A 10,698-nucleotide genomic window follows, 5' to 3' on the forward strand; every position below is an offset into this window, starting at 1 on the left:
CAGCGTCGAACCGTCGTCTCGAAGACCTCGCGCAGCAGATCGCTGTCGCGGAAGCGACCGTGCCGGTTCTTCGAGAAGGTGGAATGGTCGGGCACATCCCCCTCCAGGCCAAGCCGGCAGAGATGGAGTAGGCGGGCGGTCGCGCCAGGGCGAGAGTGCGCCGCGCGGCCTGAACCGCAACTTCTGCCATGGAGAGGGTGATGGACTATTTCGCTGGCCTGGATGTGTCCCTGGACACCGTGAACGTCTGCATCGTCAACGACGCGGGTGAGGTCCTGGTCGAACGGAAGATCGAAGCCGAACCAGCGGTCATCGCGGATCTGCTGACGAGGTTCGGTCATCCCTTCAAGCGCGTCGGCCTGGAAGCGGGTCCAACATCATCCTGGCTTTACAGCGCGCTGCGAGAGGCCGGGTATCCCGCGATCTGCCTCGGGTGCCGCCATGTGAAGGCTGGCCTCAGTGCGATGCGGAACAAGACCGACCGCAACGATGCGCGCGGCATCGCCCATCTTCTTCGCCTTGGATGGTTCAGGCAGGTCCACATCAAAAGCGACGAAGCGCAGCAAGTGCGTATGGCACTCGTCAGCCGTCAGCAGCTCTTGAATAAGACGCACGATATCGAGAACGCTATGCGTGGTTCGCTGAAGGTGTTTGGGCTTAGGATCGGGATCGTCACGCGGAGCGCCTTCGAGGTCCGAGTCCTGGAGCTCGTCGCGGATCATCCAATCCTGCTCGCGATCACCGAGCCGATGCTGCGCGTTCGTCGAGCGATGATCGAGGCTTTCGAGGTGCTGGACCGTATGTGCCGGCAGTTGGCGCGACGCGATCCTGTTTGCCGCCGGCTGATGACCATACCTGGCGTCGGAGTGGTCGTGGCGCTGACCTATCGCACGGGCGTCGACGTCCCCGAACGCTTCTCGCGATCGAGAGATGTCGGCGCGCATTTCGGCCTGACGCCGAGACGCTACAGCTCCGGACAGACCGACTTCGATGGTCGCATTAGCCGCTGCGGCGACGAGATGGTCCGCACCGCATTGTACCAGGCATCCCACGTCCTCTTCCACCACGGTCCCTGGTCCTCTCTGAGGTCGTGGGCCATGCGGCTGGCGAAGCGCGGCAGCGTGAAGGTCGCGAAGGTTGCTCTCGCACGCCGGCTCGCGGTCATCACGCACCGCATGTGGACCGAGGGCACTGAGTTCCGTTGGTCAGCGACGCCCGGATCGGTCGCCGCTTAGCCGCGTCGCGGGAACTCCATTTAGCGATCGACTTGCATAGTTCCGTCGCCGCGGCGGAAAAGAGCGCCCGGGAGGGTGCGAGGGTCGGACGAGCACGCATCGCTGGTTGCGATGGCACGGCATTCGCCGGTCTAATCGCGAGGCAGAGCTAGGCCGTTCGATCCTTCTCAACCCATCCTGTCCGCCGACGCAGCCAGCGTCGAGCACGCAAAGTAGCCTGAACTCGTCCGGGCGCTCCCGATCCGCATCGGCACGCAAAACGGAGTTGACACATGCCCGCCTAAAGAAACCAGCGATAGGCGAGGTTCAGATGGACTTCGTCGCAAAGCCTGCGCTCGGAGCGGATGCCGAAGCAGTAGCCGACGATCAGCATCCGGATCATCAGCTCGGGATCGATCGAGGGCCGGCCGGTGTCGCTGTAGTAGGGACGTAGATGCGCACGGATGCCGGACAGATCGACGAAGCGGTCGATCGAGCGCAGCAGGTGGTTGGCCGGGACATGCCGCTCAAGGCTGAACTCGTAGAACAGTGCCTACTGCGCAACCGTCCGTTCGCCCATCATCGCGCCGCCCTCCGCCCAAGGACGACTGAATCAGAACCTCAGGCTCGCAGCAACACCGACTTCTTCAACAAAATCGACCCAAGTAAGACGTTCGCGGCAGCCCGCCAAACGGTGAAGGATGCCCCATTGTTGACGCTGGCGACGTCCGCTTTCCGGCAGGCTGCTGGGGACTTCGCGCAATGTGTGAGGAATCATCGCAAGCGGCTCGCGAAATTCAGGAGCTCCGGAGGGGGGCAACGACTTCGAGCTGATGGATGCATTTGATGCGACGGTCCTCGGAGAGCAAGCGATGCCACGCTTGGGTCCATCGAGATCGCGGTAACCTTTGAGGCAGTTTGCTGATGCGTTCCGGAGGATCTGCATGAGATCGGAGCAGCTGATCGCGAGGCGTTCAAGCAGTTGACGGTTCTCGGAGCCGTTCGACGTGTGCCGGGAAGGAGGCCCCTGGGCGATGTTTGGTCAACTGGGAGAACGGCGTTGATGCTTGCAATCTTCATCTCATTTTCCGTCCTTTGGCTACAGTGTTCCCTTCGCCGCGCGCGGCTCGTCCGGCACTGGAAGCGGCCTGCTTGAACGCTGGGGTCAGGCCGACGCGCGGTCGGCGAAGATCCACACGCTCTCGGCCGGAAACTCGCACCAGGCAGGCCCGGGAGCGATGGGGTGCGGCCCGAACGCACGCAGATGCGCGCCGCCCAGCGACATCCGGTATTCCCAGTGCTGCCCGAGATAGATGCTGGCTTCGATCTCGACCGGAACGCGATTCTGGCCGGGGCCATCGGCGACCCGCACCTTGTCGACGCGGACGACCGCGACCGCGGCCTGAGAGGTCACCCCGTCCTGCGCGGAGCCGGCCAGCTGCCAGCCTGCGCCATGAATGGAGGTCACCCCGCCAGGCCCGGTACGCGCCTCGCCATGAAGCAGGTTGTTCGCGCCGAGGAACTCCGCGACATAGCGGTTGCGCGGGTTCTCATAGATATCGATCGGCGTTCCCTCCTGAAGGATGGCGCCGTCCTTGAGCAGGATCACCCTGTCGGACATCGCCAGCGCTTCGCTCTGGTCATGCGTCACGATGACGGCACAGAGCTGGAGGTCAAGGATCAGCTTGCGGATGAAATAGCGGGCCTCGTCACGCAGCTTCGCATCGAGATTGGACAAGGGCTCGTCGAGCAGTATCGCACGCGGCTCGTAGACCAGTGCCCGGCAGATCGCGACGCGCTGCTGCTGCCCGCCCGATAGCTGGAACGGATAGCGCTCGCCCAGATGTCCGAGCCCGAGCCGCCCGAGCATCTCGGCGACACGCCGGCCGATGTCGGCTGCCGCAACGCCGCGAAGCTTCAGGCCGAAGGCGACATTCTCCGCCACCGTGCGATGCGGCCAGAGCGCATAGGACTGGAAGACGAGTCCGATATCGCGCTGCTCCGGCGGCAGGCTGAAGCGGCGCTCGACATCGAGGACAGGTTTCCCCCCGATGGTGATGCGTCCCTTTGACGGGTGTTCGAGCCCCGCGATCGACCGCAGCAGCGTGGTCTTGCCGCTGCCGGAGGCGCCCAGCAAGGCGACGATCTCGCCGCGGCGCCCCTCGAAGGTCGCGCCCTTGAGGACCGGGGTCGCCCCGAGACTCAATTCGATGTTCTCGACGCGCAGATCCGTCATTTGGCATAGGCTCCGAAGCGGAAGGCCACCGCCAGGCCAAGGGCCGTGAAGGTGACGCTGATCAGGGACAGGGCAGCGATCGTGGCGAGATCGCCGCTGGCCAGAAGGGAGACGATCAGCGACCCGATCACCTCGGTTCCGCTGGTCATGAGATAGACGCCCGTCGCGTATTCACGCAGGAAGATGATCATGATCATCGCCCAGGCGCCGAAGAGGCCGGGACGGACGATCGGGATCACCACCTCGGTCCAGGTGCGCCGCAGGTTCGCCCCGCTGGTGCGGGCCGCTTCCTCGAGCTCGGGCGAGACCTGGAGCAGCGTGCTCTGGATCAGGCGCAGGCCATAGGACAGGCCGACCACGACATAGGCGACGAGCAGGCTCACCAGCGTCGCGCGCAACGGCGACAGGAACGGCACGAACAGGAACAGCCAGAAGAATGCGAGGCCGATGACGAGCCCCGGCAAGGCCCGTGGCAGCAGGATCATGTAGTCGAGCGCCACCGCGGCAAAGCTCGTATTCCGATGCCCCGCCAATGCCACGACGAGATAGACCGCAACCGCGATCGCACCGCCGACAACCGCGATCAGCCCGGTATTGACGAGGCCGCGCGACAGGCTGGAGATCCGGAACAGCTGCTGGAAATTCGCGAGCGTCAGGTGCTCCCGCAGATCGACGCCCTGCCCCCAGGAGTCGACGAAGGCCCGAACCGCAATCCCGCTGATGGGCAGGACGACCGAGATCAGCAGCCACAGCCCGATCAGGGAGAGGGCGACGACCTGGCCCGCGCGCCCGAGCTTGATCCGCGTCGGCCGGCCGCCCTTGCCACCGACGGTCGCATAGCGGCGCGAACGGTCGAGGAGGCGGCGCTGGATCGCCACGAGCGGCAAGGTGACGATCAGCAGCAGCACGGCGACCGCCGCCATCAGGTGATAGGAGGGCACGCCGAGCAGTGTCGTGAGCTTGTAGAGATAGGTCGTCAGGACGAGCACGCCGCTGGGATCGGCGAGGACGAGCGGCAGGCCGAAGCTCTCGAAGGCGAGCAGGAAATTCAACGCCGCGCTGTAGACCAGCGCCGGCAGGACCAGCGGCAGCGTCACCTCCAGCGCGATCCGCGGCAGGCCGGCGCCCATCGTGCGCGCCGCCTCCTCCAGATCGGCCGGAAGGTTCCGCATCGCCGATGAGACATAGAGATAGACGTAAGGCACATGGCTCAGGCCGCCGATGACGATGAGCGACGGCAGCCCGTAGATATTCCACGGCACGAAACCCAGCACATCCTGCACCGCGAGCGAGACGAAGCCCGAGGGCCCGACCGAGACGGTGTAGCCGAAGCCGAGGACCAGGGCCGACAGGAACATCGGCACCAGCACGACGGGCTCGATCCAGGCACGCCCCTTGATGTCGGTGCGCGTCAGCAGGAAGGCGAGCGCCGCCCCGAGCGGCACCGCGATGACGACGAGGCCGACGGCGAAAGCAAGTGTCGTCCACAGCGCCCGATAGAAATCCGGGTCGGCGAAGACATAGGCATAGGACGAGAAGCTGAATCCCGCGGTCGCGTAGAAGAACGGACCGTCGAGAACGCTCTGGTAGATTATGAGCCCGACAGGGGCGAGAACCAGCAATCCGAGCAGGCCGATCGTGATCCCGCGAAAACCCAAGGCATCGCCCCTGGCACGCATGAAATAGTCCTTCTCTGCCTTGGCGTGATGGCGCCGCTCAGCGGCGCATCGCCTGCTTCCAGCGGATGAAGAAATCCGCGCGCTTGGTCTTATCGAGATTCTCGAGCAGCGCAGCATCGAGCGCGATCGGCTGCAGCTTGCCATTCGCGAGCTCGTTCAGGCTCTTGAAATTGGGCACGCCGTCAACGTCGCTGCGCACAGAGGGAAGTCCCGATTCACCCATCACCTTCTGCCCCTCCTTGGAGAGCATGAAGTCGATCAGGAGCTTGGCTGCATTGGGATGCGGCGCGTTCTTCGCGATCAGCGCCGCACGCGAGACAGCGCTCGTGCGTTCGTCGGAATAGATGATGCCCAGCGTCGGATTGGCCTTCACCCATTCGGTCGCGTAGGCGCCATTGACGTAGAAGGCGATGATCTCCTCTCCGGACACCACCTTCTCGCGCATCTGCCCGGAATTGGAGTAGATCTTGCCGCCGGACTCGCCAAAGGCCGACATCAAGGCCCAGAAGCCGGGATTGTGGCGCATGTCGTCCTGCATGGCGACATAGCCCTGCCCAGACTTCTCCGGATCCCAGCTTGCGACCTTGCCCTGGAAGACCTCCTTATGCTCCTTCAGGAGCCGGGTCAGGTCGGCTAGGTTCTTCGGCACCATCGGTGCCGGCACGAGCTTCTTGTTGTAGAGGATCACGCCCGGCTCGATCGAGGTCAGATAGGCGGCGTCCTTGTACTTCGCGAAGCCTGGCAGGTTCGGCGCCTCGGGCGACACATAGCTTTCCGCGAGGCCATCCTCGACAAGGCGAACCTGGAGATCGAGGCCGACCGACCAGACCACGTCGCCACCGACCTGCTTTGCCGCGAACTCGCTGACCACGCGGTTGTAGATCGCGGTGTTCGAGAGGTCGTTATAGTCGATCGTGACGCCGGGATATTTCTTCTGGAACGCACTGATGAGCGCGTTGGCCTGCCCGGAATCAGTCGGCGAGTAGACGACGACCTTGCCCTCCTTCTTCGCCGCCGCCACCACGTCCGCGTAGGCGGCCGGATAGGTGGTTGATGTCGTTTGAGCCACCGCCGCTGTTTCCGCGAAAGCAGCCAGGGCCATCGCGGCACAGGTCGTCTTCAAAAAGCCGGGCATTTGCATCTCCTCCTTGGTCGGGAACCCTCGTTGATCGGAGCCCCATGTTTGATCTGCGGGATATCAGGTCTTGGTCTCGAGATAGCGCTGCTTGGCTTCGGTCTTCATCGGAAAGCGGCACGGCAGGGGGCAAACGGCATCAGCCCCCTTTGACTAACTCGCGCATTCGGGCAACGGCCGCGTCCGGGGCCGACAACACGGGAACATCGACGACTGCCCGCACCGCGACGGCCGCGCGCGAGGTCGAAAAATGCGCCAGCATGATCGCGTCGTGGCCGCCCAGATCGCGCGCGCGTTCGGCGACCAAGCGATTGTGGCTGTCGGCGTCGCCCCTGTTCAAAAGGGCGATGGCGTCGTCGACGACGATCGTATCGAGCGTTGCCGCAGCCCGTGCCTCCGTCACGAAGGCCTCGAACTCGCGGGTCATGGTGGAGACGGCAGGCGCGAAGGTCGCCAGCATTCCGACACGGCCACCGGTGGCGATGGCGCGGCGGAACATGGCTTCGTTGGGCTTCAGCACCGGAATGGGAAGCGTCTGCGCCATGCGCTCGATCGCCGGGCCGAAGGCGGAGCAGGTGACAAGGATGCCGTCGGCACCGATGCGATGGGCATAGCGGCCGAAATCGACGAAGCGCTCTGTCAGCCCTTCAGACAGATCCGCCCCATCCCTGGCACGGTCTGTCGTCAGGCTGTCGTCCAGCAGGTTCACCGGTTCCGCCTCCGGCCACAGCCGCGCCATCGCCCACATCACAGGCTCGATCGCGACGGGCGTCGCGTGAAACAGGACGATCCGGGGGCGAGCTGCCATCACACCTGTTCCAGCGTGGGGGCAGAAACGGCCTCACCTTGCGTCAGAAAGGTCTGGTCCTGCCGCCGTCTCAGGCTCCAGAGCGGCGAGGCTGCGGGCTCCTCGATCATGTCATAGGTTATCGCGGTCCCGGCCGGGATATCGACCAAGGCGCGGTTCCCGACGAGCAGATGCGAGCACGCCAGATTGCCCGCCGCGACGGGCTGCGCGGGCACGATGCGCGCAACCAGCTGCGGGCTGTGATCGTTGCCGAATATCTCGCCCGCCTGAATGTCGCGCGCGGCGATCTTCACCAGGTCATACCGCGGCAGGTAGTCGTCCGAGCCGGTATCAATGCCAAGCAGACCGGCCATCAAGATCGAGGTCGACGTCTCGACGCCACACAGATGATAGGGCCGATAGATCACTGCGGCAGTGTCGTCGTAATTGGCGATCTGCCCCTTCGTCGTCAGGACGTGGTTCGAATAGGCGTTGTCGCAGCGCACGACCAGAAAGACGCCGCCGCCGAGACCCGACTCCGTGGGGGCCCGGAGGCAGGTGGCGAGGTCGATCTTGCCGGCGCGATCGAACAGGCCGCCATGCGCCTGCTCGCAATAGGCGACGGGAATTTCCGTGATGCGCAGCGGCGCATGAATGAGCGTATCGACCGCCGGAGACAGGCCGGTATAGTTTGCCGCGATCGTCATCTCGCAAAGATCATAGGAGCCAGGCTGCGGCAGTTTATTCAATATTGCGGTGCGTCGCGCGACATAGTCCTGCGTGAGTCCCTGGGGAATCATCTGGAGGTATTTGCGATCTTCCGGTTCGACGACGAACGAGGCTTGATAGGGTGAATGTATCGGCTTGTCCGTGATGACGCGCGCGACACCCGTTTCATCGTCGTAGATGAATTCCCCATCCGTGGCCTTGCCACCACTGATGACCGTCAGGCCGACAGATTTGGCCCATTCATAGAACTGGATGAACAGTCCATGCTGATCGCCGTCGACCGGCGTGTAGACGACCCCCGCCTCGCGGGCGAGCTTCTTCAGCATCGGGCCGACCGTGACGTCGCAATCCTTGGTGATCATGGCGACGTGCTTGCGATTTTCGATCGCTCTCAGCGCATAGACGACGCTCGCCTCGGCAATTCCGGTGCTTTCGCAGACGACGTCGACCGAAGGCAGATCGACGACAATCAGGGGCTTGTCGGTGTAGACCCGTTTGCCGGTATCGATTGCGCTCTGCGCAGCCTCGACACTATCGGCATAGGCGATCATCGCGGGCTCGAAGCCAGCCTTCAGATACGCGCCCTTGGCTGCGTCCAGCGAAATATCCGCGACGATGACGACCGAGAGACGCGGGGTATGGGGATCCTGCGTGACGATCGCGGTGCCATAATTGCCGGCGCCGATGACGCCGGCCCGCACATGGCCGTCCCTGGCGAATTTCGAATAGAGGTGATGATAGACCATTGGGGCAATATCCGCGTGCGTTGTGGGAAGTCGGCTGCAATCCCAGGGATGATCAGGACCGGCCTGGACGTGTGTTCGGGGCTGTTGCTTAGATGCGTCCGGCTGCGCCCGCTCATCCGCCAGGGAGCGAAGAACAGGGTGGCACTCAGCGCTGAGATGAACGCCGCGATGGGGCGCAGAATGAGAGCACCGGGTTCGCCGCAGCCGACCGGGCTGCGCGCGCAGCACGCGCCCGGCGATCCCTCGCGTTCTTCCTCGATCCCATCATGTCCTCCCCTGCCGGATGTGCCGGACCATTTCTTCAAGCCGGCTTCATCCGAAAATCGCTTCGCAGCCCAAGGAGCGTAGCGTTCCCCGCTGGTAAAACAATTCGCAAGATCCTACGGATTGGTCAGGTTTTCAGACCAGCGGGAGAGCGCCGCAATGGACGTCATCGGCGGCATCAACATGAAGGTGCTTCAGACCTTCCTGGTGGTTGCGGAAAAGGGCAGTTTCCGGGTCGCCGCGGAAACGCTCAACCGGTCGCACTCGGCCGTCTGCGCCCAGATCATGCAGATCGAGGCGCAGCTCGGCGTGAGCCTTTTCGAGCGGACAACCCGCAGCGTGAAGCTTACCGTGGAGGGGAACCATCTCCGCGACAGCACGCGGAAGGCCTTTTACGAGATCAATCTGGGCCTGCGCCGGATCCGCGAGGAGAGCGACGCCAAGCGTGGGCAGCTATCCCTGGCCTGTTCTTCGCACATGGCTTCCATTCACCTGCCCCCGGTGCTGACCGAGTTCGTGCGGACTTATCCAGGCATCGCCGTCTCGGTCCGGGAGCTGACGTCCCGGGATCTCTACGAGGCCCTGCGGCAGAAGGAAGTCGACTTCGCGATAGGCCCCGAGGACGAGGGCACGACGTTCGACTTCACGACGATCATGGTCGAGCCGCTCCAGGCCCTTGTGCCCCATCATTTTCTCGATCGCCCTCGCGACAGCATCACCCTGACCGAATTGTCGCAACTTCCGATGCTCGTGCAGACCCGGGAGACCGCGGTGCGCAGGCTCCTCGACGATGCCATGCAGAATCTCGGACTGGAGGTGCCCACACGATACCAGTTCATCCAGTCGGAGACGGTCATCGCGATGGCCGAGGCCGGCCTTGGCGTCGCCGTGCAGCCGGCCTCCCGGCTGAAGAGCGCCAGTCTCAAGGCAACGGCGGTGCTGAAGCTGACAGAACCGAGCATTACGCGCAGCATGGCGCTGATCACGCTGCGCAAGCAGAAGCTGTCGCCCGCGGCGCAAAGCCTCGCCGACAAGATAGTTGAGGATGTCCGGACGATGACCGGTTTTCAGCGCAACGCGTGACGGTCAGCAATCCGACTGAGCGCTCCGTGGCGATTGCCGGTGAATGGCCGGCCTTGACGCCAGCGCGGGCAATGGTGAATGGCGCTCACCACGAAGTCGCATCGCCGAGATCTAGGCTCAGGACCTATTAATTTTGCTTGAGATGTGATTCACGGTGTCCTGGAGGATGCCGTGATGGATGATTTGTTTCTGCTGAGCGAGCGGCAGATGACGCGGATATCGCCGCATTTTCCGCTGTCGCATGGCGTGCCACGGGTTGATGATCGGCGTGTGGTGAGCGGGATCGTCTACGTCATCCGCAACGGCCTGCAATGGAAGGACGCGCCCAAAGGCTACGGCCCGCATAAGACGCTGTACAACCGCTTCATCCGCTGGAGCCGGCTCGGCGTGTTTGACCGGATATTCGCGGGCCTGGCCGGCGACGGACCGAAACCCGAGCGGATCATGATCGACGCCACGCATCTCAAGGCCCATCGCACGGCGGCGAGCCTGCTCAAAAAGGGGCTGTTCCCCGTCGTATCGGGCGCACCAAGGGCGGACTGAACTCCAAGCTCCACACCGTCTGCGACGGTGAAGGCCGCCCGATCATCCTGCTGCTCTCGGAAGGCCCGATGAGTGACCACAAGGGCGCAAGCCTCGTGCTCGACGCGCTGCCGCCCGCCAAGGCCCTGATCGAATGGGTGTAATGCGCTTCATCATGCAGCACTGGCAGGAGCGCCAGCGGCAAGTCGATATCGAAGTTCTCTGGCCGGCATGTCTGCGTAACTCGCGCGACATTGACTGTGCCCGGCGTGCCTTCACGATCCACGCTCTGAACGACCCGGC

General features: G+C 63.8%; 8 protein-coding genes and 2 pseudogenes. 4 read left to right on the plus strand and 6 right to left on the minus strand.

Annotation, left to right across the window (positions count from 1 at the left end):
- Nucleotides 1-200 precede the first annotated feature (200 nt).
- Nucleotides 201-1,235 (plus strand): IS110 family RNA-guided transposase, encoded by a 1,035-nt coding sequence (locus AC1DGP_RS34115; RefSeq protein WP_476833191.1) that lies wholly within the window; start codon nucleotides 201-203, stop codon nucleotides 1,233-1,235.
- 286 nt (nucleotides 1,236-1,521) lie between these two features.
- On the opposite strand, the pseudogene AC1DGP_RS34120 reads toward AC1DGP_RS34115, so the two are convergent.
- Nucleotides 1,522-1,764: pseudogene (locus AC1DGP_RS34120) on the minus strand (transposase); the annotation flags it as partial.
- Here AC1DGP_RS34120 and AC1DGP_RS34125 point away from each other — a divergent pair.
- Complete coding sequence (locus AC1DGP_RS34125) at nucleotides 1,669-2,061, plus strand: hypothetical protein (protein ID WP_476833192.1); 393 nt, start codon at nucleotides 1,669-1,671, stop codon at nucleotides 2,059-2,061. The pseudogene AC1DGP_RS34120 and the gene AC1DGP_RS34125 sit on opposite strands and share 96 nt — an antisense overlap.
- A gap of 318 nt (nucleotides 2,062-2,379) precedes the next feature.
- On the opposite strand, the gene AC1DGP_RS34130 is transcribed toward AC1DGP_RS34125, so the two are convergent.
- The 5 genes from AC1DGP_RS34130 to AC1DGP_RS34150 form a co-directional block, all read right to left on the minus strand.
- Nucleotides 2,380-3,450: an ABC transporter ATP-binding protein gene (locus tag AC1DGP_RS34130; RefSeq protein ID WP_476833193.1), complete on the minus strand. Its 1,071-nt coding sequence runs from the start codon at nucleotides 3,448-3,450 to the stop codon at nucleotides 2,380-2,382.
- The gene (locus tag AC1DGP_RS34135) at nucleotides 3,447-5,129 is read right to left on the minus strand and encodes an ABC transporter permease (RefSeq protein WP_476833194.1); all 1,683 of its coding nucleotides are present in this window, start codon (nucleotides 5,127-5,129) and stop codon (nucleotides 3,447-3,449) included. Before AC1DGP_RS34135 ends, AC1DGP_RS34130 begins: the two co-directional genes overlap by 4 nt.
- 37 nt (nucleotides 5,130-5,166) lie before the next feature.
- On the minus strand, nucleotides 5,167-6,264 hold the full coding sequence (locus tag AC1DGP_RS34140) for an ABC transporter substrate-binding protein (RefSeq protein ID WP_476833195.1): 1,098 nt from the start codon (nucleotides 6,262-6,264) through the stop codon (nucleotides 5,167-5,169).
- A 139-nt stretch (nucleotides 6,265-6,403) separates the two neighbouring features.
- On the minus strand, nucleotides 6,404-7,072 hold the full coding sequence (locus AC1DGP_RS34145; RefSeq protein WP_476770499.1) for an aspartate/glutamate racemase family protein: 669 nt from the start codon (nucleotides 7,070-7,072) through the stop codon (nucleotides 6,404-6,406).
- Nucleotides 7,072-8,526 (minus strand): NAD(P)H-dependent oxidoreductase, encoded by a 1,455-nt coding sequence (locus tag AC1DGP_RS34150; protein ID WP_476833196.1) that lies wholly within the window; start codon nucleotides 8,524-8,526, stop codon nucleotides 7,072-7,074. Before AC1DGP_RS34150 ends, AC1DGP_RS34145 begins: the two co-directional genes overlap by 1 nt.
- Nucleotides 8,527-8,973: 447 nt before the next feature.
- Here AC1DGP_RS34150 and AC1DGP_RS34155 point away from each other — a divergent pair, with 447 nt between their 5' ends.
- Both AC1DGP_RS34155 and AC1DGP_RS34160 read left to right on the plus strand, forming a co-directional pair.
- On the plus strand, nucleotides 8,974-9,873 hold the full coding sequence (locus AC1DGP_RS34155; RefSeq protein ID WP_476833197.1) for a LysR family transcriptional regulator: 900 nt from the start codon (nucleotides 8,974-8,976) through the stop codon (nucleotides 9,871-9,873).
- A 174-nt stretch (nucleotides 9,874-10,047) separates the two neighbouring features.
- Nucleotides 10,048-10,547, plus strand: a pseudogene (locus AC1DGP_RS34160) (IS5 family transposase); the annotation flags it as partial.
- Nucleotides 10,548-10,698: the final 151 nt, after the last annotated feature.

The sequence above is a fragment of the Allobosea sp. 05T433 genome, assembly GCF_056396065.1.

Bases quoted from the DNA above. Each gene is read 5' to 3' on its own strand.
- AC1DGP_RS34115 (WP_476833191.1), top strand. From the start codon at position 201: ATGGACTATTTCGCTGGCCTGGATGTGTCCCTGGACACCGTGAACGTC.
- AC1DGP_RS34125 (WP_476833192.1), top strand. From the start codon at position 1,669: ATGCGCACGGATGCCGGACAGATCGACGAAGCGGTCGATCGAGCGCAG.
- AC1DGP_RS34130 (WP_476833193.1), bottom strand. From the start codon at position 3,450: ATGACGGATCTGCGCGTCGAGAACATCGAATTGAGTCTCGGGGCGACC.
- AC1DGP_RS34135 (WP_476833194.1), bottom strand. From the start codon at position 5,129: ATGCGTGCCAGGGGCGATGCCTTGGGTTTTCGCGGGATCACGATCGGC.
- AC1DGP_RS34140 (WP_476833195.1), bottom strand. From the start codon at position 6,264: ATGCCCGGCTTTTTGAAGACGACCTGTGCCGCGATGGCCCTGGCTGCT.
- AC1DGP_RS34145 (WP_476770499.1), bottom strand. From the start codon at position 7,072: ATGGCAGCTCGCCCCCGGATCGTCCTGTTTCACGCGACGCCCGTCGCG.
- AC1DGP_RS34150 (WP_476833196.1), bottom strand. From the start codon at position 8,526: ATGGTCTATCATCACCTCTATTCGAAATTCGCCAGGGACGGCCATGTG.
- AC1DGP_RS34155 (WP_476833197.1), top strand. From the start codon at position 8,974: ATGAAGGTGCTTCAGACCTTCCTGGTGGTTGCGGAAAAGGGCAGTTTC.